Origin of the sequence: Microbacterium sp. CR_7 (assembly GCF_041954755.1) — a bacterium.
In the GTDB taxonomy this organism is placed as follows: Bacteria; Actinomycetota; Actinomycetes; order Actinomycetales; family Microbacteriaceae; genus Microbacterium.
The window spans coordinates 459,259-484,282 of the sequence record NZ_JAVAYF010000004.1 but is presented as its reverse complement, the minus strand read 5'-3'; the positions used below and the strand labels follow the sequence as shown (position 1 = coordinate 484,282).

General features: G+C 69.5%; 23 protein-coding genes. 9 read left to right on the top strand and 14 right to left on the bottom strand.

Annotated features, from left to right (window positions below; genetic code table 11):
- The first annotated feature begins 62 nt into the window (after positions 1-62).
- Complete coding sequence (locus RAC81_RS11450; RefSeq protein ID WP_375082454.1) at positions 63-833, top strand: DedA family protein; 771 nt, start codon at positions 63-65, stop codon at positions 831-833.
- A 19-nt stretch (positions 834-852) separates the two neighbouring features.
- Here RAC81_RS11450 and RAC81_RS11445 read toward each other — a convergent pair whose 3' ends face one another.
- A complete protein-coding gene (locus RAC81_RS11445; RefSeq protein WP_375082453.1) occupies positions 853-1,722 on the bottom strand; it encodes a Ku protein in 870 nt (289 codons plus the stop codon).
- 58 nt (positions 1,723-1,780) lie between these two features.
- Between RAC81_RS11445 and ligD the strand changes: the two genes are divergently transcribed.
- Positions 1,781-3,745, top strand: coding sequence for a non-homologous end-joining DNA ligase (ligD, locus tag RAC81_RS11440; protein ID WP_375082452.1), 1,965 nt, complete (start codon positions 1,781-1,783; stop codon positions 3,743-3,745).
- 6 nt (positions 3,746-3,751) lie between these two features.
- Here ligD and RAC81_RS11435 read toward each other — a convergent pair whose 3' ends face one another.
- The 5 genes from RAC81_RS11435 to murI all read right to left on the bottom strand — a co-directional run bounded on the left by RAC81_RS11435 (position 3,752) and on the right by murI (position 7,617).
- Complete coding sequence (locus tag RAC81_RS11435) at positions 3,752-4,672, bottom strand: cation diffusion facilitator family transporter (protein WP_375082451.1); 921 nt, start codon at positions 4,670-4,672, stop codon at positions 3,752-3,754.
- Between the two features lie 92 nt (positions 4,673-4,764).
- A complete protein-coding gene (locus tag RAC81_RS11430) occupies positions 4,765-5,340 on the bottom strand; it encodes a dihydrofolate reductase family protein (RefSeq protein ID WP_375082450.1) in 576 nt (191 codons plus the stop codon).
- A 61-nt stretch (positions 5,341-5,401) separates the two neighbouring features.
- Positions 5,402-5,995, bottom strand: coding sequence for an RdgB/HAM1 family non-canonical purine NTP pyrophosphatase (gene rdgB / locus RAC81_RS11425; protein ID WP_375082449.1), 594 nt, complete (start codon positions 5,993-5,995; stop codon positions 5,402-5,404).
- The gene (gene rph, locus RAC81_RS11420; RefSeq protein WP_375082448.1) at positions 5,995-6,729 is read right to left on the bottom strand and encodes a ribonuclease PH; all 735 of its coding nucleotides are present in this window, start codon (positions 6,727-6,729) and stop codon (positions 5,995-5,997) included. The genes rdgB and rph overlap by 1 nt, the downstream gene beginning before the upstream one ends.
- A 60-nt stretch (positions 6,730-6,789) precedes the next feature.
- Complete coding sequence (murI, locus tag RAC81_RS11415; protein ID WP_375082447.1) at positions 6,790-7,617, bottom strand: glutamate racemase; 828 nt, start codon at positions 7,615-7,617, stop codon at positions 6,790-6,792.
- A gap of 71 nt (positions 7,618-7,688) precedes the next feature.
- On the opposite strand from murI, the gene RAC81_RS11410 reads away from it, so the two are divergent.
- Entirely contained in the window at positions 7,689-9,014 is a 1,326-nt protein-coding gene (locus tag RAC81_RS11410) for a nicotinate phosphoribosyltransferase (protein WP_375082446.1), read from the top strand.
- Positions 9,015-9,023: 9 nt separating this feature from the next.
- Here the strand turns inward: RAC81_RS11410 and RAC81_RS11405 are convergent, their stop codons facing one another.
- From RAC81_RS11405 to RAC81_RS11395, 3 genes are read right to left on the bottom strand one after another with little or no spacing between them, the layout of a single operon-like run.
- The gene (locus RAC81_RS11405) at positions 9,024-9,290 is read right to left on the bottom strand and encodes a DUF3039 domain-containing protein (protein WP_028503536.1); all 267 of its coding nucleotides are present in this window, start codon (positions 9,288-9,290) and stop codon (positions 9,024-9,026) included.
- Between the two features lie 40 nt (positions 9,291-9,330).
- Positions 9,331-10,896 carry a hypothetical protein gene (locus RAC81_RS11400; protein WP_375082445.1) on the bottom strand — a complete coding sequence of 522 codons (1,566 nt, stop codon included), beginning with the start codon at positions 10,894-10,896 and terminating at the stop codon, positions 9,331-9,333.
- On the bottom strand, positions 10,872-12,677 hold the full coding sequence (locus tag RAC81_RS11395) for an ATP-binding cassette domain-containing protein (RefSeq protein WP_375082444.1): 1,806 nt from the start codon (positions 12,675-12,677) through the stop codon (positions 10,872-10,874). Before RAC81_RS11395 ends, RAC81_RS11400 begins: the two co-directional genes overlap by 25 nt.
- Before the next feature lie 247 nt (positions 12,678-12,924).
- Between RAC81_RS11395 and RAC81_RS11390 the strand changes: the two genes are divergently transcribed.
- From RAC81_RS11390 to RAC81_RS11375, 4 genes are all read left to right on the top strand, one after another.
- Positions 12,925-13,617 (top strand): NTP transferase domain-containing protein, encoded by a 693-nt coding sequence (locus RAC81_RS11390; RefSeq protein WP_375082443.1) that lies wholly within the window; start codon positions 12,925-12,927, stop codon positions 13,615-13,617.
- An 88-nt stretch (positions 13,618-13,705) separates the two neighbouring features.
- Positions 13,706-14,683, top strand: a complete 978-nt coding sequence (locus RAC81_RS11385) for a hypothetical protein (RefSeq protein ID WP_375082442.1) — start codon at positions 13,706-13,708, stop codon at positions 14,681-14,683.
- A gap of 117 nt (positions 14,684-14,800) precedes the next feature.
- A complete protein-coding gene (locus RAC81_RS11380) occupies positions 14,801-16,390 on the top strand; it encodes an acyl-CoA carboxylase subunit beta (RefSeq protein ID WP_375082441.1) in 1,590 nt (529 codons plus the stop codon).
- Positions 16,387-16,629, top strand: coding sequence for an acyl-CoA carboxylase subunit epsilon (locus RAC81_RS11375; protein WP_375082440.1), 243 nt, complete (start codon positions 16,387-16,389; stop codon positions 16,627-16,629). Before RAC81_RS11380 ends, RAC81_RS11375 begins: the two co-directional genes overlap by 4 nt.
- Before the next feature lie 180 nt (positions 16,630-16,809).
- Here RAC81_RS11375 and RAC81_RS11370 read toward each other — a convergent pair whose 3' ends face one another.
- The 5 genes from RAC81_RS11370 to RAC81_RS11350 all read right to left on the bottom strand — a co-directional run bounded on the left by RAC81_RS11370 (position 16,810) and on the right by RAC81_RS11350 (position 22,477).
- Positions 16,810-18,042 carry an ROK family protein gene (locus tag RAC81_RS11370; RefSeq protein WP_375082439.1) on the bottom strand — a complete coding sequence of 411 codons (1,233 nt, stop codon included), beginning with the start codon at positions 18,040-18,042 and terminating at the stop codon, positions 16,810-16,812.
- A 274-nt stretch (positions 18,043-18,316) separates the two neighbouring features.
- Positions 18,317-19,336, bottom strand: a complete 1,020-nt coding sequence (locus RAC81_RS11365) for a hypothetical protein (RefSeq protein WP_375082438.1) — start codon at positions 19,334-19,336, stop codon at positions 18,317-18,319.
- Complete coding sequence (locus RAC81_RS11360) at positions 19,321-20,553, bottom strand: sensor histidine kinase (RefSeq protein WP_375082437.1); 1,233 nt, start codon at positions 20,551-20,553, stop codon at positions 19,321-19,323. Before RAC81_RS11360 ends, RAC81_RS11365 begins: the two co-directional genes overlap by 16 nt.
- Positions 20,543-21,205: a response regulator gene (locus tag RAC81_RS11355; protein WP_375082436.1), complete on the bottom strand. Its 663-nt coding sequence runs from the start codon at positions 21,203-21,205 to the stop codon at positions 20,543-20,545. The genes RAC81_RS11360 and RAC81_RS11355 overlap by 11 nt, the downstream gene beginning before the upstream one ends.
- 42 nt (positions 21,206-21,247) lie before the next feature.
- The gene (locus tag RAC81_RS11350; protein WP_375082435.1) at positions 21,248-22,477 is read right to left on the bottom strand and encodes a class I SAM-dependent RNA methyltransferase; all 1,230 of its coding nucleotides are present in this window, start codon (positions 22,475-22,477) and stop codon (positions 21,248-21,250) included.
- A gap of 23 nt (positions 22,478-22,500) precedes the next feature.
- Here RAC81_RS11350 and RAC81_RS11345 point away from each other — a divergent pair, with 23 nt between their 5' ends.
- Both RAC81_RS11345 and RAC81_RS11340 read left to right on the top strand, forming a co-directional pair.
- A complete protein-coding gene (locus RAC81_RS11345; protein WP_375082525.1) occupies positions 22,501-23,139 on the top strand; it encodes a Maf family protein in 639 nt (212 codons plus the stop codon).
- Positions 23,140-23,217: 78 nt separating this feature from the next.
- The gene (locus RAC81_RS11340; RefSeq protein WP_375082434.1) at positions 23,218-24,984 is read left to right on the top strand and encodes an acetyl/propionyl/methylcrotonyl-CoA carboxylase subunit alpha; all 1,767 of its coding nucleotides are present in this window, start codon (positions 23,218-23,220) and stop codon (positions 24,982-24,984) included.
- The last annotated feature ends 40 nt before the right edge of the window (positions 24,985-25,024 follow it).

Genomic DNA, 25,024 nt, shown 5'->3' with positions numbered 1-25,024 from the left:
TCAGTCGCATCCTCCGCGGCCGACGACCAGACCGCCGCACACAGTTCTACGACGGGAACTCCATGCACCACGCCGCCCTCATCCCCTGGCTCGACCCGGCCACGATCATCGGTACGGCCGGCCCCTGGGCGCTTCTCGTGGTGTGCTTCATCGTCTTCGCCGAGACCGGACTGCTCGTGGGCTTCCTGCTCCCCGGCGACACCCTGCTCGTGATCTCCGGCCTCCTCTCGCACCCGCTCGCGGGGTCGGAGCACGGGGTGTTCGGCATCAACGTGTGGTTCGTGGCTCTGCTCATCGGCCTGGCGGCGTTCGTCGGCGGTGAAGTCGGCTACGTGATCGGCCACAAGGGGGGCCCCGCGGTCTTCGAGCGCAAGGAATCAGGCCTCTTCAGCAAGAAGAACGTCGAACGCACGAACGCGTTCTTCGAGCGCTTCGGCGGCATCACCGTCATCCTCGCCCGCTTCGTGCCGATCGTCCGCACTTTCGCGCCCGTCGCCGCGGGCGTCGGCCACATGCCGTGGCGCAAGTACACGCTGTACAACCTGATCGGCGCCGTGCTCTGGGGATTCGGCCTCACGATGTTCGGCTACCTGATCGGCTTCATCCCGCCGGTCGCGGATTTCGTCGAGAGCTACATCGACCTCATCCTGCTCGCGGCGGTCGGCGGCACGGCCCTCGTGACCCTGTGGCACTACCTGTCCGAGCGTCACAAGGCGAAGAAGGCAGCGGCTGCCGGCGACGCGGTCACGGATGCAGGTGAGGCACAGGAGCTCGCCCTCGAGCCCGAGGTGTTCGACCGCGCACCCGACTTCGACGGCGACGGCAAGCACTGACGAGCGGGTCGGATGACGGTCAGCCGGCCTTCTTCTTCGCCGCCGGCTTCGAGGACTTCTTCGGCTTCTCGTCATCGTCCGCGTCGGATCCGCCCGACCGCGCCGCCTTCGACTTCGCGACGCTGGCGCGCAGCGCCTCCATGAGATCGATGACCTCGCCGCTCTTGGCGTCGGCATCCTCTTCGCCGAACGTGTCGGAGACATCGAACGTGTCGCCCGCCTCGATCTTCGCGTCGATGAGCGTGCGCAGCTCCTTCTGGTACTCGTCGACGAACGACTCCGCGTCGAAGTCGGCGGAGTAGCTGTCGACGAGCGACGACGACAGCTCGAGCTCCTTCTTCGAGATCCGCACGTCCTCGTCGAGCGACGGGAAATCGGCCTCGCGCACCTCGTCGGCCCAGAGCAGCGTCTGCAGCACGAGCACCTTGCCGCGCACCCGCAACGCCGCGAGCCGGGTCTTCTGCCGCAGGGTGAACCGCACGATCGCGGTGCGGTCGGTCTGCTCGAGTGTCTTGCGCAGAAGCACGTACGCCTTCGGCGACTTCGAGTCGGGCTCGAGGTAGTACGCCTTGTCGAGCGTGAGCAGGTCGACCTGCTCCGACGGAACGAACTCGACCACGTCGATCTCACGGCTGCGCTCGGCAGGGAGGGCGGCGAGATCGTCCTTCGTGAGCACGACCGTCTGGCCGTCGTCGACGTAGGCGCGGTCGATGTCAGAGTAGGCGACCGTCTCCCCGCACACCTCGCACGTGCGCTGGTAGCGGATACGCCCGCCGTCCTTGTCGTGCACCTGGTGCAGCGGAACATCGTGGTCCTCGGTCGCGGAGTACACCTTGACCGGCACGTTCACGAGCCCGAACGTCAGTGCGCCCTTCCAGATCGTCCTCATGTGATCAGTGAACACCAGTCGCACCTGTCACAACCAGTCCCTTGACTACGCTGGCGTCATGGCTCCGGAGGCGCAGAACGTGCAGATCGAGGGCAGACGCTTGCGCGTCACGAACCTCGACAAGGTCGTCTACCCCGAGACCGGCACCACCAAGGGCGAGATCATCGCCTACTACACCGCGATCGCTCCGCAACTGCTCCCCCTGCTCGACGGCCGCCCCGTCACCAGGAAGCGCTGGGTCGAGGGCGTCGGCACGGCCAGGAACCCCGAGGATTCCTTCTTCACCAAGCAGCTCGAGCCGGGCGCGCCGACGTGGATCCCGCGGCAGGCCATCGAGCACTCCGACGGGCCGAAGGAGTACCCGCTCGTCCGCGACGTGCCGACGCTGGTCTGGCTCGCGCAGGTGGCGGCCATCGAACTGCACGTCCCGCAGTGGCGGTTCACCCCCGATGGGCTCCCCGGGCGGCCTGACCGCCTCGTGCTCGATCTCGATCCGGGCCCCGGCGTCGAGCTCGCGCAGTGCGCGGAGGTCGCGCGCATCGCCCGCGGCATCCTGACCGGTATCGGGCTCGAGCCGATGCCGGTCACGAGCGGCAGCAAGGGAATCCACCTCTACGCGAACCTGCCCGGCCAGCAGACGAGCGACGAGATCTCCGCCGTCGTGAAGGAGGTGGCTCGGCTCATCGAGAACGACCACCCCGATCTCGCCACCAGCACCATGGCGAAGGTCGCGCGCGGCGGCAAGGTGTTCCTCGACTGGAGCCAGAACAACGGTCGCAAGACCACGATCTCCCCATATTCGATGCGCGGTCGCGCACAGCCCTGGGTCGCGGCCCCGCGCACCTGGGACGAGCTCGACGACCCCGACCTGCGCCAGCTCGACTTCGAAGAGGTTCTCGAGCGCGTTGCGTCGGGCAGCGATCCGCTGGCGTCGCTCCGTCCAGGGACGGATGCGGTGACGGCGACCTCCGAGGCGCCGCCCCCTGTGCCGCCGACGCGGAAGGAACATCGCCCCCGCATAGCCGCCGCGCCGCTCCCGTCGCCGGGCGGCTCGACGCCGGCATCCGTCTCCCCCATGCTCGCCGAGAACGGCACGCCCGCGATCGCTCGCGGTCTCAGCGATCCGTCCTGGGTCGAGGTGAAATGGGACGGCATTCGAGCGGTCGGCACCTGGTCCGACGGTCGGATGCTGCTGCATGCCCGCAGCGGCATAGACATCACCGCCCGATATCCCGAGCTCACGGCCGACGGCGCCCCGTTCCTGCCGGTGGGCGACGCCATCCTCGACGGTGAGATCGTCGCGTTCGACTCGCACGGCCGGCCCAGCTTCTCGCTGCTGCAGAATCGCATGCACCTCACCCGACCGCGCGAGATCGAGCGGGAGGTCGTCCGCACCCCCATCGTGTACATGGTGTTCGACCTGCTGCGTCTCGACGGGCACGATCTCTCGTCCTTGCCGCTGTCACAGCGGCGGACTCTTCTGGAAGACGTCGTCTCCGACCTGGATGCCCCGATCCAGGTGCCGCCCGTCTTCGACGACGTCGACGCCGCTCTCGCCGCCAGCGACGAGTTCGGGCTGGAGGGGGTCGTCGTGAAGGATCCGCGTTCCCGCTACCGCGCGGGACAACGATCACCGGCGTGGCTGAAGCTCAAGAACACCCGCATGCAGGAGGCGGTGATCGTCGGCATCCGGCCGGGGAAGGGTGACCGCGAGGGCACCTTCGGCTCGCTGCTCCTCGCCGTGCCGGATAGCGGTCGCCTGCGTTACGTCGGTCGGGTGGGCACGGGATTCACCGACCGGATGCTGCGAGATCTGCTCGCGCGACTCGCTCCGCTGCGGGTGGCGGACGCCCCGCTCGACGGCGTGCCGGCGCCGGACGCGTCGGATGCTCTGTGGGTACGCGCAGAACTGGTCGGAGAGGTCGAGTTCGCGAACTGGACCCCCGACGGCGTGCTGCGGCATGCCCGGTGGCGGGGACTGCGTCCCGACAAGAGTCCTGACGAGGTCGTCATCGAGTTCTGAACGCGCTCAGGCGTGGTGCGGCTCGCAGTCCGACTGCTCCGCCGGTTCGATCTGGAAGGTCGAGTGCTCGACGTCGAAATGCTCGGCGAGACATGACTGCATGTCGGCGAGGAGCCGCGCGGAGCGGCCGTCGGCGAGGAGAGCCGGTTCGACGCTCACGTGCGCGCTGAACACGGGCGCGCCTCTCGTGAGCTGCCACACGTGCACGTCATGCACGCCCACGACGCCGTCGTAGTCGAGCAGGTGCTGGCGGATGTCACTGACCGTCGTCCCCTTCGGCGCCGACTCGGACAGCACGGAGAACACCTCTCGGAGCAGGGCGATCGCGCGCGGAATGATCATGACGGCGATCGCCAGAGAGGCGATCGCGTCGGCCGGCATCCACCCGGTCGTGACGATCACGATGGCGGCGACGATCACCATGGCCGAGCCGATGAGGTCGCCCATGACCTCGAGGTACGCGCCGCGCACGTTGATGCTGCTGCGCTGAGCGCGGCTCAGCAGCCACATCGAGATCGCATTGGCGATCAGGCCGACCGCGGCGACGACGAGCATGAGGCCGCCGGCGACCTCGGTCTCACCCGGCTGCACGAGACGGCCGATCGCCTCGATGCCCACCCAGCCGGAGAGGAGGATGAGGATGATCGCGTTGATGAGGGCGCCGAACACCTCGGCCCGCTGGTAACCGAACGTGCGCCGGTCGTCGGCGGGGCGGGCGGCGACCGCTGCGGCGATGAGCGCGATCACCAGGGCGGACGCGTCCGTGAACATGTGCGCCGCATCGGCTAGCAGTGCGAGCGAACCCGTGAGGATTGCGCCGACGACCTGCACAACCATGATCGTCGCCGTCAGGGTCAGCGAGATCGCCAGAAGGCGGCGGTGGCTGGCCGAGCGGATGCCGCCGGCGGCGGGCGCGTGATCGTGCATGTGACCAGGCTAAGCGCGGGATCCGCCCGCTCGGAGCGGATCCCGCTACTCGGGAATGGTGATGATTCTCAGTAGGCCTCCGTCGGCATTTCTCAGCGCGTCCGCGTGTACTCCATGACCGCGCAGCCGTTGTCGAACGTGCGCACACGGTCGAGCGCGAAGGACGTCGGTCGGAACCCGTGGTCGACCATGGGGATGCCGGAACCGGCGATCACCGGGTACTTCTTGACGATCAGTCGGTCGATCTCGTCGAGGAGAACGCCGGCCAGACCGCCTCCGCCCGCCAGGTAGATGCCGAGGCCGTCCTCGGCCTTGAGTTCGCGCGCTCGCGCCACGGGGTCGGTCCGAACGATCTCGACGTTGTCGTGCCGCGGATCGTCGAGCGTCGTGCTCATCACGATCGTGCGCAGATGCGAGTAGGGATCGACGACCCCCTGCGCGAGCGCCGGCTCGTACGTGCGGCGACCCATCACCACGGTGTCGAAGCGGGTGAGCGGTTCATCCGCTCCTCCTCGACCGGCACGCACGAACGCCGGCTGGATGTCGGACAGCTCGGTGCCGAGCATCTCGGCGAAGCCCTCCGTCACGGGATAGAAGTCGACCTCGTCAGCCGGCCCCGCGATGAACCCGTCCAGCGTGACGCCGATGTAGTAGGTGAGCTCTCTCATGCTCACGACAGTAACCACTACGAATGAAGTACGTCAAGCGTAGTGATTACCTTCGGATCGACTAGAGGGCGGTGAGCAGGGGCACGAGTTCGGCGAAGGCCCGCGCCCGATGCGACTGCGACTGCTTCTCCTCGGCCGAGAACTCCCCCACCGAGCGCTCTTCGCCGGCCGGCTGCCCGTCAGGGATGAAGATCGGGTCGTAGCCAAACCCGTCGGCTCCGGATGCCACGTGCGCGAGACGCCCCGGCCAGATCCCCTCGACGACGTGCTCGGCGCCACCCGGGATCACCAGGGCGATCGTCGAGGTGAAGTGCGCCGAGCGGTGCGGGTCGGCGATGTCGTGCAGCTGGTCGAGGAGGAGCTCGAGGTTGGCCGCGGCATCCTTCTTCTGTCCGGCCCAGTACGCGGAGAAGACCCCCGGTGAGCCGCCGAGCACGTCGACGCAGATCCCGGAGTCGTCGGCCAGCGCCGCGAGTCCCGTGTGCGCAGATGCCGCGCGAGCCTTGATGAGCGCGTTCTCCGCGAAGGTCACACCGTCCTCGACCGGCTCGGGGCCGTCGTAGGCGACGATCTCGAGATCGGGCCGCGTCAGCGACACGATCTGCTGGAACTCCGCGACCTTGTGCCGGTTGTGCGTGGCGAGGACGACCCGCATCAGCCTGCGAGCGCCCTCAGCTGGGCGTCCTTCAGGTCGTTGCATCCGGCGACGCCCAGGTCGAGCAGCGCGTCGAGCTCGCGCTTGTCGAACGGAGCACCCTCGGCGGTGCCCTGCACCTCGACGAAGAGACCTCGTCCGGTGACGACGACGTTCATGTCGGTCTCGGCGCGCACGTCCTCCACATAGGCGAGGTCGAGCATCGGCTCGCCGTCGATGATGCCGACCGAGATGGCCGAGACCGAGTCGATCAGCGGGGTGGAGTTCTTGCCGATGAACTTCTTCTCGCGGCCCCACTCGATCGCGTCGGCGAGAGCGACATATGCACCGGTGATCGCGGCGGTGCGCGTGCCGCCGTCGGCTTGCAGGACGTCGCAGTCGATCACGATCGTGTTCTCGCCGAGCGCCTTGGTGTCGACGACCGCGCGCAGCGCCCGCCCGATGAGACGCGAGATCTCGTGTGTGCGGCCGCCGATGCGTCCCTTGACGCTCTCGCGGTCGTTGCGGCTGTTGGTGGCGCGGGGCAGCATCGCGTACTCGGCCGTGACCCAGCCCTTGCCCTTGCCGGTGAGCCAGCGCGGCACGCCGTTGGTGAACGACGCGGTGCACAACACCTTGGTTCCGCCGAAGCTGATGAGTGCCGATCCCTCGGCATGAGCGCTCCAGCCGCGCTCGATCGTGACCTCGCGGAGCTGGTCGGTGGAGCGCCCGTCGGCGCGGACGGTGTCTGACATGAGGGTTCCTTCGATGGGGGACGCGGGGGCGGCGGAGGACGGGGGGGTCGTACGGTCAGGTCAGTGGACGGCGTCGGGGAGCGTGATCACGCCGGTCTGCACGAGCTGCACGTCGCGGACCTCGCGTCCCATCAGACGGTTGGCGAGAGCGGTGAACTCGGCGGTCGAGGCGCCCGTGGCCTCGTAGACGTACGAGGCGGTCGCGTCCGCGGGGGCGAGGAGGTCCCCCCGGACGAGCTGGCGGTACACGTCGCCGGCGGTCTCGTCGTCGCTCGACACCAGCGTCACGCCCTCCCCCATCACGTAGCTGATCGCGCCGCGCAGGAACGGGTAGTGCGTGCATCCGAGCACGAGGGTGTCGACATCGGCATCCCGCAGCGGGGCGAGGTACTCCTCCGCGGTGGCGAGCACCTCGGGCGTTCCGGTGATGCCCGCCTCGACGAACTCCACGAACCGCGGGCACGCCGCGGTGAAGACCTGCAACCGCTCGTTGACCTCGAGCATGTCCTGATAGGCGCGCGAGCCGATCGTGCCGACCGTGCCGATCACGCCGACCCGGCCGTTGCGCGTCGTCGACACGGCTCGGCGCACCGCAGGACCGATGACCTCGACCACCGGCACGTCATAGCGCTCGCGGGCGTCGCGCAGCATCGCGGCGGATGCCGTGTTGCAGGCGATCACCAGCATCTTCACGCCCTGCTCGACGAGCGTGTCGAGCACCTCGAGCGAGTAGCGGCGCACGTCGGCGATGGGCTTCGGCCCGTACGGCGAGTGTGCCGAGTCGCCGATGTAGACGAACGACTCGCGGGGCAGCTGGGCGCGGATGGCCCTGGCCACCGTGAGCCCGCCCACACCGGAGTCGAAGATTCCGATCGGCGCGTCGTTCATGACTCCCCAGCCTACTCGGGCGCACCGACATACGCGGCGTTCGCCGAACCCGCCGTCACTAAGCTGAGCGCATGACGACGTCCACGGCGCTGCTCACCGACCGATACGAGCTCACCATGCTCGCCGCCGCTCTCCGCGACGGGACGGCCGCCCGGCCCAGCGTCTTCGAGCTGTTCTCGCGGCGGCTCTCCGGCGGACGCCGATTCGGGGTCGTGGCCGGCACCGGTCGACTGCTGGCGCTCCTGCGCGAGTTCCGCTTCGGCGACGAGGAGCTGCGGTTCCTGAGCGACAACCAGGTGGTGGATGCCGATTCGCTGAGGTACCTCGAGTCGTACCGCTTCACCGGCAGCATCCGCGGCTACCGCGAGGGCGAGCTGTACTTCCCCGGCTCCCCCATCCTCACCGTCGAGGGCAGCTTCGCTGATGCCGTGGTGCTCGAGACTCTCGCTCTGAGCGTGCTCAACCACGACTCCGCCGTCGCGACCGCCGCGTCGCGGATGAGCATCGCCGCGGGAGAGCGTCCGCTCGCCGAGATGGGATCGCGGCGAGCGGCGGAGCGCTCGGCCGTCGCGGCCGCAAGGGCCGCGTACATCGCCGGCTTCGGCGCGACCAGCAACCTGGAGGCGGGGCGGCAGTGGGGCATTCCCACCATGGGCACCGCGGCGCACTCCTGGACGCTGCTGCACGACAGCGAGGAGGATGCGTTCCGGTCTCAGATCGAGAGCCTCGGCACCGGCACCACGCTGCTGGTCGACACCTACGACATCCGCACCGGCGTCGAGACGGCGATCCGCGTGGCGGGCACCGGATTGGGCGGAGTGCGCATCGACTCCGGCGATCTGCCGATCGTGGCCGCGGAGGTACGTGCGCAGCTCGACGAGCTCGGCGCCACGAGCACCCGCATCACGGTCACGAGCGACCTCGACGAGTACGCCATCGCCGCCCTCGCCGCCTCCCCCGTCGACGCCTACGGCGTCGGCACCTCGGTGGTCACCGGATCGGGGTACCCCACCGCGAGCATGGTCTACAAGCTGGTGGCACGACAGGATGCTGACGGGTCGTGGGTCGGCGTCGCGAAGGCCTCCACCGACAAGGCGTCTCACGGCGGGCGCAAGGCCGCGTTCCGCACGCTGTCCGACGGTGTGGCCACCGCCGAGACAGTCGTCGTGTCGGACGGATTCGAGGAGCTCGGCACCGCGGCGGAGCACCCCGACGGTCGCGCCCTGCAGACGACGTTCGTCGACCACGGCGAGATCGACCGCTCGTTCGAGGGTGCGGCCGGTACGGCGACCGCGAGGCAGCACCATCTGCGCGTACGCGAGGAGCTTCCCGTGCGCGCGCTCGCGCTCAGCAAGTCGGATCCGGCGATCCCGACGGTCTTCGTCGACGCCGAGTGATCGGGTCGGTCAGCCGACCATCGACTCGTAGATCTCCTTGCACGTGGGGCAGATCGGGAACTTCTCGGGATCGCGTCCCGGCGTCCACTTCTTGCCGCACAGAGCGCGCACCGGCTTGCCGGTGATCGCGGACTCGAGGATCTTGTCCTTCTTCACGTAGTGCGAGAAGCGCTCGTGGTCCCCCGGTTCGAGATTCTCCTCCCGGAGGAGCTCTTCCAGTTCGCGATCAAGCGTTGCCACGCCGCCCTGATCGGGGCTGTCCAGCGGAGTACTCATGACGAGATTCTAGCCGCGCACGCACGGTGTCGGGCGGGGGTCATGCGGTCTCGACGAACTCCATCAGCCGCTCGCCGCCGCGCTCGAACATCAGACCGCCCACCGTCACACCGATCGCGAGCACCGCGATGCCGGTGCCGAGCCCCGTCCAGAACGTCGCCGGCGCGTACTCCGAGCCTTCGAAGACGGTCAGGACGAACAGCCACACGGTCGGAGCGCTGACGACGATCGCCCCGAGGAACGCCGCCGCCGGACCGAAGATCCCTCGAGAGGCCGCGCGTTGCGGCTGCTGGAACGGGCTGTCGCCCGGGCGCGACACCGCGTACGGTGCGACGGCGGAGACGATGCTCGAGAGCCCCAGACCGGCGAGCAGCAGGCTCGCTCCGAGGCCGACGAGCGGGAGCAGGAGCCGCCAGTCGTCGATCCAGAGGAGGGTGAGCGGCACCGCGATCGCGAGCACCGGAAGCGCGACGAGCACGACGGGGACCAGGCGCCCGAGCCGGTCGGGCGCCCCGCGGACGCCGCTGGCCACGTGCGTCCACAGTGCCGTGGAGTCGTAGGCGACGTCGTTGTGCGGCAGCCAGCCGAAGAACAGCGCCATCACCGGCACCGGGAACAGCGCTGCGATCTCGAGGGGCACACCGGCGACGAGCAGCGGGAGCACGGTGAGGACGCCCGCGATCGGCACGACGATCACGTTCATGATGTAGCGGCGGTCGCGCAGCCAGTACACGAGACTGCGCGCGGCGATGGCGCCGAAGGCGTTGGACGGCAGGAGACCGAACCAGCCCAGCCCGGTGCGCTCGCGGGATGCCGCGGGGCGCTCGGTGGTGGTGAGCAGTCTGCGGACGAGCCACGTCCAGAGGATCCAGAGCACCGCGGCCGTCGTCACGGCGATGAGCCCGCTGGCCCAGGCGCTCGACGTGTCACCCGCTGCCGCCGCGAAGAGGAACCGCGGGGCGGCGGCGATCGGCGTGAGACCGACGACCGCCGCGACGTTCGCGACGGACGCGGGAACCTGCCCCTCCCAGTTCAGCGACGCGAGGAACACGGCGACCGGGAATGCGACGACCAGCACGGCCAGTGCGAAGAGGGCGGTGAGCTCGCGGGAACGGCGCTCCGGGAGGATGAGGGCGTTGAGGGCCATCCCGATACGGGCGACGAGGACGGTCGAGAGGACGGCGAGGATGCTCATCAGCACCGCCGCCGGCCACGGCGCTCCCAGGCGGATGGCCACGATGCACACGCTGGCGTGCACCGCCAGGACCGCGAGGCTCGGCACGCTCACGAGCGAGGCGAGCGCGAGGATCCACGGCATCTGCCTCTCGTCGACGCCGAAGACGGCGAACCGACGCGGGTCGAGTTGGTCGGTGGCCCCGACGAGCAGCGGACCGACGAGGAATCCGAGGAACAGCGCTCCGCTGCCGAGCACGGTCACGGTGCGCGCGACCTGGACGGGTGCGTCGTCGAGGCTCAGGATCGCCGAGCACACCACGACGGTGAGAGCCACGACGACGATGAACATCAGCACGGTGCGCACCCGTCGGTCGCCGCGGAGCGAGCCGATGAGAAGCGCCGCCCTCAGTCGGAGAACGTGTGCAGCCACTCGAGCCCCTCCACCTCGCCGATGCCGCCGGAGAGCTCGACGAAGCGCGCTTCGAGCGTCTGCCCTGCGCGCACCTCGTCGATCGTTCCCTCGGCCAGCACGTCGCCGCCGACGATGATCGCCACGCGCGAGCACACCCGCTCGACGAGGTCCATGCCGTGGCTGGAGAGGATGACCGTGCCCCCGTGCGCGACGTATGCGCGCAGGATGTCGAGGATCACTGCGGACGACACCGGATCCACGGCTTCGAATGGCTCGTCGAGCACCAGCACTCGGGGCGAGTGGATCATCGCTCCGGCGAGCATGATCTTCTTCGTCATGCCGGCCGAGTAATCCGAGACGACGCGGCCGAGCGCATCGCTCAGGTCGAAGGCCCTGGCGAGATCTCCGACACGCTTCTCGATCACGTCGGATGCCAGCCCGCGCAGCAGTCCGTAGTAATAGAGCAGCTGCCGCCCGGTGAGCCGGTCGAACGTGCGGAGCCTGTCGGGAAGCACGCCCATCATGCGCTTCGCAGCCTGCGGCTTGGCCGCCTGGTCGATGCCGCAGATGACGACGCTGCCGGCGTCGGAGCGGAGCAGACCCGCCACGATCGACAGGGTCGTGGTCTTGCCCGCGCCGTTGGGGCCGACGATGCCGTAGAACGATCCCGCCGGGACGGTGAGGTCGATGCCGTTCACCGCCGTGTGGTCGCCGAAGTTCTTGACGAGTCCTCGGATGCGGATCGCCTCGCTGCCCGGTTCGGCCGCCGGCTCTCCGGCCGCGCGCTCCTGCGGACTGGTCGACTGCGCCTCAGGGTCGGATGCCGCGTCGACCGTCTCGACGGATGTGGCCGCCGCCGCGGCGGGAGCCTCGACATCCGACACCGCAGCGTCGGTCGTCTGAACGGCGTCGCCCTCGGCCGTCTCGACCGCGACGACGGGCTGCGGCTCGGAAGCGGCGTCCGACTCGACCGGGGCTTCCGTGTCCACCGATTCTTCCGCCGCGACCGGCGCCTCCGGCTCGACGGGGTCGCCCGACTCGACCGGCACGTCGGACTCGACCGGCACTTCCGTCGCGATCTCGGGCGTGACTTCGGAGACGGAGGTCGTCTCGCGTGCGGGCTCCGAGGTGGAGGTCTGAGCCGGCGCCTGCCCCGACGCCGACACGACCTCGGTCTGGGCGGGTGCGGTCGTCTGCTCTCTCTCGGCTGTCTCCGCAGCCTTTCGCTCGGCTTCCGCCGCCTCCGCAGCGGCCTTCGCCGCCGCCGCGTTGGCTGCCCTGGTCGCCGCCGCCTTCTTCGCGGCCGCCGATCTCGCCGCCGCCGTCCGAGCGGCGGTCGTCCGGGCAGCGGTCTTCGCTGCTGCGCTCTTCTCCGCCGCGGACTTCGCGGCTGCGGTCTTCGGGGCGCCGGACGCGGCGGTCTTCGGCGTCCGCGCGGTCGCGCTCTTCGCCGGGGACGCCTTCGCCGCCGGCGTTGTGCGCGCAGAGCTCGTGGATGCCGCCGTTCTCTTCGCTGCACCCGCCTTCGCCGCCGTGCCGGTCTTGGCCGAGTTCTTGGCCGCTGCCGCGCGGGCTGCGGCCACGGAACCCGGCTTCGCCGATGCGTTACCCGCGGTCGGGCGCGCGACGGGTTCGGCGACCACCTCGACGGTCGGAGCGGCGTTCTCGTCCGCCGACCGCTTCGGCGTGCGACGCGCCGGCGTCTTCTTCGCGGGAGTCTTGCGGGCGGACGTCTTCTTCTCAGACGAGCTCGCGGAGTCAGCCACCTGATCGGTGCGGTCGTCGGGGGAAGCAGTCACCGTTCTACGGTATCAACGGGCACGACATTTCCCACGGCCGACCGCAACATTGCCCGGCGGATCAGACGAAACGCCGTCGCGCAAGCCTCTGGACGAATCTGAGCGTCCGGTGTGTAGTGGGTCACGAAACGGCAACAGGGGCGCCCGACGCCGGGCCTTCCCAGGCTGTATCGCTAGCATGACATCCGGCACGACGAAGTGTCCGGTCGGTGAACCGGCCGTGAACACCAATCCTTTAGGAGCACTCGTGACTCTTCAGACCGTCATCCTCGCCGCAGGCATGGGCTCGCGCCTCGGTCGCGCGCTGCCCAAGCCGCTCACCGAACTGAGCGACGGCCGCACGATCATGCGTCAGCAGCACGACAACATCCGCGCCGCTTTCGGCACCGACGCCCGCATCACCACCGTCGTCGGCTATCGCGCCGAGACCATCATCGAGGCGTTCCCGAACGTCAACTACGTGCACAACGAGCGCTACGACGAGACCAACACCTCCAAGAGCCTGCTCCGCGCGCTCGGCGCGACCGGCAAGGCAGGCGTCCTCTGGATGAACGGCGACGTCGTGTTCGACCCGATGATCCTCGGCCGCGCTGCCGCGTACATCGAGCGCGACCAGTCGTTCGTGACCGTGAACACCTCGAAGGTGAGCGACGAGGAGGTCAAGTACACCGTGACCTCGGAGGGCTTCATCAAGGAGCTCTCGAAGACGGTCAAGGGCGGACTCGGCGAGGCCGTGGGTATCAACTACATCTCGTCCGCCGACAAGAAGGCGTTCATGCGCCAGCTGCAGCGGGTCGAGGACCAGGACTACTTCGAGCGGGGCCTCGAGTTGGCGATCGCCGAGAACGGCCTCCTGCTCGAGCCGATGGACGTCTCCGACCTCTACGCGGTCGAGATCGACTTCGCGGAAGACCTGGAGCGCGCGAACCTCTTCGTCTGATCACGCGCGATCTCTGCACGAAAGCCCGGCCCCGTCAAGGGAGCCGGGCTTTCGGGTTTTTCGCGGCCGACATTCCTATGATCGGCACATGGCTCCGAAGGTGCACAAGATCCACTCCCTGCCTGACGACTCCCCCTGGGACAAGGGGGTGCCGCCGGTCGGCTCGACCGAGCATCCGCTCATGGTGCGCGGTCTCGACCGGGTGCTCGCCATCCAGCGTCCGCTGGTCCTCGCCCACATCCGCAGCATCCGACTGCGCAACCCGCAGGCGAGCCCCGCGGAGATCGTCCGCATCCTCGAGCGTCGCTACCTCGCCGCGGTCACCGCGGGAGGCGCGGCCGTTGGTGCGACAGCGGTCGTGCCCGGGATCGGCACCGGCATCACGCTCGCCCTCTCCGGCGTGGAGACGGTCGGCTTCGTCGAGTCCACGGCTCTGTTCGCGCAGTCCGTCGCCGAGGTCCACGGCATCCCCGTTTCCAACCCCGACCGGGCGCGAGCGCTGGTGATGACGCTGATGCTCGGCAAGGAGGGCGTCGATCTCGTCAGCCATCTCGCGGGTCAGGCCGCCGGACGGGGAGGTTCCCGCTCGTCCTACTGGGGCGAGCTCGTGACGAAGTCGCTGCCGCGAGCGGCAGTGGGTCCGCTCGCGGACCGACTCAAGAGCGCGTTCGTGCGACAGTTCGCGGCGAAGGGCGGCGCGTCGTTCGTCGGCAAGGCGCTGCCCTTCGGCGTCGGCGCCGCCGTCGGCGGAGCCGGCAACCACATTCTGGGCCGCCGAGTGCTCACGACCTCGCGTCGCGCCTTCGGCGCCGCACCCGTCGACCTCCCGGCCGAGCTCGAGCCCGTCCCCGGAGCGGAGAAGCTGGAGTTCCGGATGCTGCACGGCGCGCAGTACGTGGGCAGCGCCGTCGCGGGCGCGGCCGGCACGGCCGCGCGCGGCGTCGGCTGGGCCGGACGCCGCCTCGGTGAGTTGACGACGCGCCGCGGGCGAAGCGACGGCACATCTGAGGGCATCGAGTCGCGCGGCGGACACGAACTTCCCGACGCCCCGTCGTCATCGCATTGACGCAGGGTGCGGCTGCGATCGGGCTACGGCCACTACAGCCTGATCGCCAAAGGATCGAACGTCCCGTTGTGGCGAGCATCCAACGGGGCGCGACGACCCGACGATAAGGTGGAATCCGTGACGGAACAGCCCGAACTCTCGACCACCGCCGGCAGACTCGCAGACCTCCGCGCTCGCTACAACGAAGCCGTTGTCGACGCCGAGAAGGTCGCGCAGGAGAAGCAGCACGCCAAGGGCAAGATGACCGCCCGCGAGCGCATCGAGCTGCTCGTCGACCCTGGCAGCTTCGTCGAGTTCGACGAGTACGTGCGCCACCGCACCACGGCGTTCGGCATGGACCGGAACCGGCCATACGGCGACTCGGTCGTCACCGGCGTCGGCACGATCCACGGCCGCACGGTCGCCGTCTATTCGCAGGACTTCACAACCTTCGGCGGGTCCCTCGGCGAGGTGTCCGGCGACAAGATCATCAAGATCATGGAGTTCGCGCTCACCAACGGCATGCCGATCATCGGCATCCTGGACTCGGGCGGCGCACGCATTCAGGAAGGGGTGCTCGCCCTCAGCAAGTACGGCGAGATCTTCCGTCTGAACACCCGTTCGTCCGGCGTCATCCCGCAGATCTCGATCATCATGGGCCCGGCCGCCGGCGGTGCCGTGTACGGCCCGGCGCTCACCGACTTCGTGATCATGGTCGACAAGACGAGCCAGATGTTCGTGACCGGTCCCGACGTCATCAAGACGGTCACCGGCGAGGACGTCGGCATGGAGGAGCTCGGCGGCGCGCTGACCCACAACACCCGCTCCGGCGTCGCGCACTACCTCGCGCAGGACGAGGACGACGCGCTCGACTACGCGCGGACGCTGCTCAGCTTCCTGCCGGACAACAACATGGCCGAGATCCCCGGCTACGAGAGCGGCTTCGAGTGGGAGACCACGGATGCCGACCGCTCGCTGAACACGATCATCCCCGACTCCCCCAATCAGCCGTACGACATCCACTCTGTCATCGAGCACGTGGTCGACGCCGGCGACTTCATCGAGGTGCAGCCGCTGTTCGCTCCGAACATCGTGATCGGCTTCGGTCGCGTCGAGGGACGATCGGTGGGCATCATCGCGAACCAGCCGTCGCAGATGGCCGGCACGCTGAACATCGAGGCCGGCGAGAAGGCGAGCCGCTTCGTGCGCTTCTGCGACGCGTTCTCCATCCCGATCGTGACGCTCGTCGACGTTCCCGGCTACCTGCCGGGCACCGACCAGGAGTGGACCGGCGTGATCCGCCGCGGCGCGAAGCTCATCTACGCGTACGCCGAGGCCACGGTCCCGATGGTCACGGTCATCCTGCGAAAGGCCTACGGCGGCGCGTACATCGTCATGGGTTCGAAGCAGCTCGGCGCCGACGTCAACCTCGCGTGGCCCACGGCCGAGATCGCGGTGATGGGCGGCCAGGGCGCCGTGAACATCCTCTACCGCAACGAGATCCGCAAGGCCGAGGAGGCCGGCGAGGACGTGGCCGCCGTGCGCACGCGCCTCGCGAACGAGTACACCTACAGCGTGACCTCGCCGTTCCTGGCCGCAGAGCGCGGCGAGATCGACGGGATCATCGAACCGGCGAACACGCGGGTGTCGATCGCGAAGGCGCTCCGCGCCCTGCGCGGCAAGCGCGCCGAGCTGCCGCCGAAGAAGCACGGGAACATCCCGCTGTGAACGCGCCATCCGACGCCGCGTCTGCGGCCGGCGAGCAGCCGCCGACCATCGAGATCACCCGCGGGAACGCCACGGAGGAGGAGCTCGCCGCTCTCATCGCGGTGGTCAGTGACGCCTACGCGCAGGAGTCGGCGGGGGCCGTGGCGGAGGAGCCGCGCCTGTCGGCCTGGACGAGGACGCAGCGATCGCTGCGCAAGCCGCTTCGACGCGACATCCCGTGGGGGCGCTTCGCGGGCTGAACGGAGTCTGCGGGCCCGTGAACCCCCCAGCTCACGGGCCGCGCAGTGAGTCCTCCTGCACACGAGGGACTCACCCCCTCCGGATTCACCCCAGTCGGCGCACCGATATCGATAGTACATCGATTGGACTTACGATTCCGTCTTTCCCGCCGATACCTCGGAATTTGGGTGAAGAGGGATTCAGTCGTTCAGATACAGGTCCGATGCCCGCGGAGTCAGCACAGCATCCAGAACGACGCACGCGGCGCCCACGGCTCCTACGTCCGCCCCGACGACCGTGCCGTCGATGGGAATCGATCTCAGCGCTCGAGTCGCGCTGCGACGGTGGACCATCTCGGGCAGCAGGCGCAGGTAGAAGTCGCAGAGGCTCGCCCAGGAGGGCCCTCCGAGTACGACACGATCCACGTCGAGGACGTCGGTCAGCACGGAGATGAGGACCGCGAGATGCGCTGCGGCGGTCTCGATCGCCGCGACAGGCCCCGGTTCGCCCTCCGATGCCCTCTCGCACAGTCGCGTGAACCGCTCTTCCACCGCCCCGAGGTCGCCGGGAGCCACCGCATCCGTGAAGAGTCCATCGCGCTCGGCTCTTGCCACGATCGCCTCGGGAGTGCAGACCACATCGACGCATCCGCGCAATCCGCATGCGCACCTCGGCCCGTCCGGGTCGACGACGATATGCCCGATCTCGCCGAAGTTCCGCGAACTGCCTCTGACCGCATCCCCGTCCCGCACCAATGAGGCACCGATGCCCGTGCCGAGGTAGACGAAGAGGAACGAGCCGTCTGCCGCCCATCGCCCGGTCCACTGCTCCCCCACCGCCGCGGCGACCGTGTCCTTCTCGAGCATCACCTCCAGACCCGACTCCTCGGCGACGACGGCGCGCAGGGGGACCCTGTGCCAGCCCTGGAGCTTGGGCGGGTCGATCACGGTGCCCCTCTCCGCGTCGAGCGGACCGGGCACCGCGACGCCCACCCCCGAGACGAGTCGACGGTCGACGCCGGAATCCGCGATGACCGCGTCCACCGCGTCCGCCATCGTTTCCGCGATCCGTCCCGGGTCCATGTCGCTGGTTCGCACAGAGCGACGCCGCCTGACCGCGCCGGACATGTCGAGGAGGACGGCGGTGATCACCGCGGGGTCGAGGTGGACGCCCACAGCGAAACGACTCTCGGGAACCAGTCGCAGCGTGACCCGCGGCTTCCCCGGTCCGTTGATCGTGCGGCCGGCCTCTGCGATCAGCCGGTCGTCGAGCAGCCGACGCGTGATGTTGGTCACGGTCTGGGCAGACAGCCCCGTCGCCTCGACGAGCTCGATGCGGCTGAGCCCCTCGACGGAGCGGCGGATGGCTTCGAGGATCACGGACTGATTGAAGTCGCCCATCCGCGGCAGGTTGGTACCCCGACGCATCGGCATGTCTCATCTTCTCGCATCCGGGCCGATTCCGTGTCCCCCAAAATACCTACAGACAACGTCGCGAAGAACCGTGAGACTGAGGGGGACGCTTCGCGTTCGGCTGGTCTCTCTGTCCCAGGGTAGATAGACGCAGACCGGTCATCGGCGGACGGTTTTCGGGTAACTGTTCCGCACGGCGAGGGGCTGGCGGATTCGCCGCCCCTCGCCCATTCTCCTTCCACCCTCGCCTCCGATCACCTCCCCCGGTCGGAGTCGAGGCGCGGGACGGGTCGACTCAGTGAGAACTTTCGCGCGGGATCTCGTGCCACACGTCGACGGCGTCGTCGTCGCTGGCCCTGCCGGCGCTCGCCCTGCCGACCACCGTCACCGCCGTCCTGGGGTCCTTGGCCGCGCGGATGATCCACCTCTCCGCGCGCGCCTCGCGCAGGACGTCGGCGAGCTCGTCGCGGATCTCGCCTCGCCGCTCCTCGGTCAGTTCGTCGAGACCGCCCTCGTCGAACACCGTGACCACGGCACCCCGGCGCCGCGCCTCCTCGATGGCGTCCCGCACAGCATCGTTGAGCAGATCCGCCCCCCGGAGCTCGTCACGCAGCCGACCTTCCGCGAGACGCGCCTCCAGACGTTCTCCTGCGTCGAGTTCTCCCTGCGTGGCGACGGCTCGGCTCAGCAGCGGCCCGGCGACGGCCACCGCGAACTGGGTGCGCAGGCGCCGCTCCTTCTGCCGGACCTGCTGCGTGGCGTGCCAGGCCGAGACCGCCTGCTGGATACCGGCGAGCCGCTCGGTGTCGTGAACGGCTCGATCCCAGAACATGACGAGCAGATGGGCCACGGCCACCCACATCACCGAGCCGACGAGCCCGAGCGACAGCGCGACGAAGAACCCGAGCGCTGCCGACGACGCGGCGATCAGCACGACGATGACGAGCCACCCGATCGCCAGTCGTCGCCGTACGACGCAGACGATGCCCAGCAGGCCGAGGGCTCCGATGTACCAGGTGGCGAACGGGGCGGTGAGAGTGGCCGGAGCGAGGGAGAGGGTGACGAGAACGGGGATGACCGCGCTCGCGACGAGGGCGAGCAGCGCTGTCCACAGCGGCATTCGGACCGATGTCGCGGAATCCCAGAGAATCGCCGCGCACACGACGACGAGGTAGAGCCCGATCGCGGCGACCATGAGCAGCGGCGCGGTCGGCTGCTCGATCCACCACACGCCGCGCGCCACGAAGTACATCGCGAACCCGACGGCCAGCGAGGTCGCGACGCTGCGCACCGTCCTGTTCACGTGCGGTCCCATCCGAGCGTGACCGTGGTGCCCAGGTCCGATGACTCGATGTCGGCCGTCCCGGCGACGCCCGCCATGCGCGCGAGGATCGAGGCGCGGATGCCGAGACGGTCGGCGCCGATCGCCTCGAGGTCGAAACCGGGTCCGGTATCGGAGATCGTCACCGTGATGCCCTCGTCGCCGCGGCCCTCCACCAGGATGTGCAGGCCCCGTCCGTGCGCATGCGTGACGGAGTTGCCCAGCGCCTGACGCGCGGCGAGCACGAGCGCCCGCGCGACCCGGCCGGGAAGCAGTCCGAGACCGCCGCGCTGCTCGACGATCGCGTCGGCGCCGAGTTCGGAGAGGGCGCGCCGCAGCTCCGCGACGATCTGTTCGGTGGCGACCGGATCGTCACTGCCCTCCTGTGCGACCGCGGCCTCGGTGTTCGCCAGTCGGGTGAGCGCCTCGCGCGCCATCCCGACCGCGAGCTCGCGCGCTCGCTCGCCCTCGGCGCGCTCCACGGCGATCAGAGCGGCCAGCACGCTGTCGTGCATGAGCGCCGACATGGCCACGCGCTCCTCCTCCGCCGCTGCCGCGGCCGCGGCATCCGCATACGAAGACACCGCCCTCGCTCTCGCCTCGTCCACACCTGCGGCGACCGATCGGAACATCCACCCGAGCGAGATGATCACGATGCCGAGGATGAGGGTGAACGAGACGTCGAAGGCCGTGGTCACCCAGAAGTCGCGCGAGAAGCCGCCTTCGACGAGCCGGACGTATCCGTACACGAAAGGAAGCGCGACGGCCCACGCGAACTGGAGCCAGAGCGGGAACGCGAGCATCGCCGCGACGACTCCGACGTTGACGAGGAAGAAGATCCAGGGCTGGGTGGCTGAGCCGGCGGAGACGCCGACCAGACTCGGCCACGCGCCGAGCGCGACCACGTAGACGACGGCGAAGAGCCCGGATGCCGCGCGCACGCCGCGGCCGATCACACACGCCACCAGCATGAGCGCGAACGGGACATAGACGGCGAGCAGTGTGATCACGCGGGGCGCGTCGCTCCAGGATGTCGTCGGGATGGCGGCGAACAGCGCCTGAACGCCGAGGGCCGACGAGCCGATCGCCACGACGGTCGCGAGGATGCGCTCCATGCGCTTCCCCGTGAAGCGCTCGAACTCGGTCTCCACACTGCCGGGAGAGGGGATCTGGCTCCAGGCCTCGCGGATGCTGAGCGGCTCAGTGGGCACTCGAGGTCCCGTCGGCGGCGACGATCCCGTCCTCCATCGCTCGACGGAGCAGATCGACCTTGGTGGGCGCAGGACGACCGACCTCGACGTACTTCACGCGGATGCGCGTGATGTTCTCCTTCGCCGTGGAGTACGCCACGCCCAGGCGCTCGGCGACAGCCTTGAGCGGCAGGCCCGTGGCGTACAGCCGCAGCACCTCGCGCTCGCGCGTCGACAGCTGCGCGTCGGCGAAGTCGCGGTCGCCGTCGACGGCGCTCGCCCACTCCACGTTGTTCAGCGCCTCCCCCTGGGCGACGGTGCGGATGGCTTCGAGCACGTCGTCGAGCGCGGAGGACTTGCTCACGACGCCTGCGGCTCCGGCGACGAGCGCCTCCCGGACGGCAGCAGGACGATCGGCGACACTGTGGATCACGACGCTCGCGCCGTCGGCGACGAGCGACGACACGTTCTCGGTCACGGTGGTGCCGTCGCCGAGCGTCAGGTCGAGCACGACCACGTCGGCGGGCGCGGCGGAGGTCGCCGCGCGCCAGTCGAGGTACGCGCCGACGGTGCTGCCGGAGAACACCACGGTTCCCGCGCCGTCACGCGCGCATGCCGCCTCGAGTCCCAGACGGACGGACTCGTGATCGTCGATCAGTGCGACCCTGCTCATCCGCCCAGCCTACTGATTAGTCGAGTCGTTGGAGAGCGCCGTTCAGCGGGTCAGCAGGGCGACGACCTCGAAGTGGTGCGAGTGCGGGAAGAGGTCGAAGGCGCGGAGCCGCGGCACCTGCCAGCCGTGCTCCCTGAAGGAGCCGAGGTCGCGGGCCAGGGCCACCGGGTCGCACGCCACGTAGGCGATGGCCTCCGGCGCGAGCGCGTTCAGCGCATCGACGACCTGGCGTCCCGCTCCCGCCCGCGGCGGATCGAGCACCACGGCGCCGGCCGCGGCATCCGACGGCAGGCCCGCGAGGTAGCGGTCGACGCGCGCGGTCACGGCGGTCACATCGAGCGGGGCGAGGTTCGCGGCGGCATGCGAGGTCGCCCGCGCGTTGGACTCGACGGTGACGATATCGGTCCCGCCGAGGTCCGCGAGCGTCGCGGCGAACAACCCGACTCCGCCGTAGAGGTCGTAGTGCGTCCGGCCCTCGTCGACGTGTCCATCGAGGATGCCGTACACGGCCGCGTCGAGAACCGAGGCCGCGCGCGGGTGCACCTGCCAGAATCCGCCGGCGTCGAGCTGGAACCGTCGATCGCCGACCCGCTCGTGCACGATCTCCGGTGTCGGCCTGCGGCTCGTGCCGCGCCGAGGACGCTCGGGCCGCGCGTCACGCCTGATGACGCGGACGTCGCCGTCCTCCGGCTCGACGAGGTCGACGCTCCCCGGGCGAGCGCCCTTCAGCCGAAGAGCCGCCTCCGCGACCGCCGGGCGGGCGAGCGGGTGCGAATCGACGGGGATGACGCGGTGACTGCGTGCGGCGTAGGGGCCGACCAGGCCGTCATCGTCGACGTGCAGGGTGACTCGGGTGCGCCACCCGGTTCCGTCACCCGAGTCGACGGCTTCGATCTCCGGCGCGTCGAGCCCCGGTCCGGCGAAACGGTCGAGCGCCTCACCGAGTACCCGGCGCTTCAGCACGCGCTGCTGCGCGAGGTCGATGTGTCCGAGATCCGCGCCGCCGGCGCGCTGCTCCGGCACTCGTGAGACATCGGACTCGGCCCACACGTGCGGTCGACGGTGCGGTGAGGCGTCGAGCACCTCCACGGTCTCGGCTCGCCAGAAGCTCTTCGAGGAGCCTGTCGATTCGGGGTTCAGTCGTGCGCGCACCCGCTCGCCGGGAATCGCATCGGAGACGAAGACGACGCGGCCCTCGTGGCGGGCGATGAAGGTGCCGCCGTGCGCGATGCCGGTGATGTCCAGATCGAGCAGGTCCGGGGAAGAAGTCATCCTTCGAGGATACGGTGGTGCACATGCGCGTCTGCCTGGCTTCCACCTCTCCCGCCCGCCTCATGCTGCTCCGGCAGGCGGGCATCGAGCCGCTCACGGAGGCACCGGGGGTCGATGAGGAGGCGCTGGCCGCGTCCGCGGCGTCCGCGCGCGGATCCGACCTCCCGCCGGCAGAGCTCGTCCTGCTGCTCGCGCGGGCCAAAGCAGCCGATGTCGCGCACCGTCTCGCGTCCGAGGGGTCGTTCGACGGGATCGTGATCGGCGGCGACTCGATGTTCGCGCTCGGCGGCCGGGTCTACGGCAAGCCCTACACGCCGGAAGAGGCGACCCGGCGCTGGCGGGAGATGCGGGGCGCGACCGGCATCCTGCACTCCGGCCACTCCGTGTTCCGTGTCTCACCCGGCCTCGATCCGGTGGAGGCGACCGCGACGGCCGAGGCCTCGGTGACCTTCGCCGACGACGTGTCCGATGCCGAGATCGAGGCCTACGTCGCCTCGGGCGAGCCGCTGCATGTGGCCGGCGCCTTCACGGTCGACAGCCTGGGCGGAGCGTTCATCACCCGGGTCGAGGGCGACCCGTCAACGGTGGTGGGCATGTCGCTGTCGACCGTGCGCCGTCTGGCCGCCGAGCTGGGGGTCCGCTGGACCGACCTGTGGTCGTAGAGTCCCCTCCACGTTTCCGGATCTTTCTTGTGGGGAGTCGTCAAAGCGATCGGCACTCTTCTCGCTAGGCTGGCAACCATGCCTGCTATCGCCAAGGTGCTCATCGCCAACCGCGGCGAGATCGCCGTACGCATCATCCGTGCCGCCCGGGACTCCGGGATCGCGTCGGTCGCCGTCTACGCTGACCAGGACCGCGATGCGCTGCACACCCGTCTCGCCGACGAGGCCTACGCCCTCGGGGGCGCCACCAGCGCGGAGACCTACCTGCAGATCGAGAAGATCCTCTCGGTCGCCCGACGCGCCGGCGCCGACGCCGTGCACCCGGGCTACGGCTTCCTCGCCGAGAACGCCGACTTCGCCCGGGCCGTCATCGGTGCGGGCATGACGTGGATCGGACCGTCCCCCGAAGCCATCGAGGCCCTCGGCGACAAGGTCACCGCTCGTCACGTCGCCGAGAAGGTGGGCGCGCCGCTCGCCCCCGGAACGCCCGGCCCCGTCTCCGGCGCCGACGAGGTCGTCGCCTTCGCGAAGGAGTACGGCCTTCCGATCGCGATCAAGGCCGCCTACGGCGGCGGCGGACGCGGCCTCAAGGTCGCCCGCGAACTCGACGAGGTCGCCGAGTTGTTCGAATCGGCGACGCGCGAGGCCGTGGCCGCCTTCGGCCGCGGCGAGTGCTTCGTGGAGAAGTACCTCGACAAGCCGCGCCACGTCGAGACGCAGTGCCTCGCGGATGCCGCGGGCAACGTCGTCGTGATCTCGACGCGCGACTGCTCGCTGCAGCGCCGTCACCAGAAGCTCGTCGAGGAGGCTCCCGCGCCCTACCTGACCGAGGAGCAGAACGCGCAGCTCTACGCCGCGTCGAAGGCCATCCTCAAGGAGGTCGGCTACGTCGGAGCCGGCACCTGCGAGTTCCTCATCGGCGCCGACGGCACGGTGTCGTTCCTCGAGGTGAACACCCGTCTGCAGGTCGAGCACCCGGTGTCGGAGGAGGTCACGGGCATCGACCTGGTCCGCGAGCAGTTCCGCATCGCCGCCGGCGGCACCATCGACTACGACGACCCCGCACCCACCGGGCACTCCTTCGAGTTCCGCATCAACGGCGAGGACCCGGGTCGCGGCTTCCTCCCCCAGCCCGGACCCGTCCACGTCTTCAAGACGTTCGGCGGCCCCGGCATCCGTCTGGACTCCGGCGTCACCGCCGGCGATTCCGTCTCGGGCGCCTTCGACTCGCTGCTCGCGAAGATCATCGTGACCGGCAAGGACCGCGCCGAGGCCCTCGAGCGCTCGCGTCGCGCGCTCGAGGAGTTCGAGGTCGCAGGTCTCCCCACCGTGCTCCCCTTCCACCGCAAGGTCGTGAACGACCCGGCTTTCACCGCGGAAAACGGCGAGTTCGGCGTGTTCACGCGCTGGATCGAGACCGAGTTCGTCAACGACATCCCGGCGTGGGACGGCGAGCTGGAGTCCCCCGCCGCCGAGTCGGGCCGCCACACGGTCGTCGTCGAGGTCGGCGGCAAGCGCCTCGAGGTGAGCCTGCCCGATCGCGTAGCGGTCGCCGCCGGCACGGTCGGACGCCCGGCCGCGGTTCCGCCGTCGCGCCGCAGCCACGCCACCTCCGTCAGCGCCGGGGCATCCGGCGACGCGGTCAAGTCGCCCATGCAGGCGACGGTCGTCAAGGTCGCCGTCGAGGATGGTCAGCAGGTCGTCAAGGGCGACCTCGTCGTGGTCCTCGAGGCGATGAAGATGGAGCAGCCCCTGCAGGCGCACAAGGACGGCGTGATCGGCAACATCAACGCGGATGCCGGTGCCACCGTCTCCGCGGGACATCAGCTGCTCACGATCAGCTGACGGCATCCCGCCGACGAGAAGAGCCCCCGCCGCGGCGGGG

Bases quoted from the DNA above. Each gene is read 5' to 3' on its own strand.
- RAC81_RS11450 (WP_375082454.1), top strand. From the start codon at position 63: ATGCACCACGCCGCCCTCATCCCCTGGCTCGACCCGGCCACGATCATC.
- RAC81_RS11445 (WP_375082453.1), bottom strand. From the start codon at position 1,722: ATGAGGACGATCTGGAAGGGCGCACTGACGTTCGGGCTCGTGAACGTG.
- ligD (WP_375082452.1), top strand. From the start codon at position 1,781: ATGGCTCCGGAGGCGCAGAACGTGCAGATCGAGGGCAGACGCTTGCGC.
- RAC81_RS11435 (WP_375082451.1), bottom strand. From the start codon at position 4,672: ATGCACGATCACGCGCCCGCCGCCGGCGGCATCCGCTCGGCCAGCCAC.
- RAC81_RS11430 (WP_375082450.1), bottom strand. From the start codon at position 5,340: ATGAGAGAGCTCACCTACTACATCGGCGTCACGCTGGACGGGTTCATC.
- rdgB (WP_375082449.1), bottom strand. From the start codon at position 5,995: ATGCGGGTCGTCCTCGCCACGCACAACCGGCACAAGGTCGCGGAGTTC.
- rph (WP_375082448.1), bottom strand. From the start codon at position 6,729: ATGTCAGACACCGTCCGCGCCGACGGGCGCTCCACCGACCAGCTCCGC.
- murI (WP_375082447.1), bottom strand. From the start codon at position 7,617: ATGAACGACGCGCCGATCGGAATCTTCGACTCCGGTGTGGGCGGGCTC.
- RAC81_RS11410 (WP_375082446.1), top strand. From the start codon at position 7,689: ATGACGACGTCCACGGCGCTGCTCACCGACCGATACGAGCTCACCATG.
- RAC81_RS11405 (WP_028503536.1), bottom strand. From the start codon at position 9,290: ATGAGTACTCCGCTGGACAGCCCCGATCAGGGCGGCGTGGCAACGCTT.
- RAC81_RS11385 (WP_375082442.1), top strand. From the start codon at position 13,706: ATGGCTCCGAAGGTGCACAAGATCCACTCCCTGCCTGACGACTCCCCC.
- RAC81_RS11370 (WP_375082439.1), bottom strand. From the start codon at position 18,042: ATGCCGATGCGTCGGGGTACCAACCTGCCGCGGATGGGCGACTTCAAT.
- RAC81_RS11365 (WP_375082438.1), bottom strand. From the start codon at position 19,336: ATGGGACCGCACGTGAACAGGACGGTGCGCAGCGTCGCGACCTCGCTG.
- RAC81_RS11355 (WP_375082436.1), bottom strand. From the start codon at position 21,205: ATGAGCAGGGTCGCACTGATCGACGATCACGAGTCCGTCCGTCTGGGA.
- RAC81_RS11350 (WP_375082435.1), bottom strand. From the start codon at position 22,477: ATGACTTCTTCCCCGGACCTGCTCGATCTGGACATCACCGGCATCGCG.
- RAC81_RS11345 (WP_375082525.1), top strand. From the start codon at position 22,501: ATGCGCGTCTGCCTGGCTTCCACCTCTCCCGCCCGCCTCATGCTGCTC.
- RAC81_RS11340 (WP_375082434.1), top strand. From the start codon at position 23,218: ATGCCTGCTATCGCCAAGGTGCTCATCGCCAACCGCGGCGAGATCGCC.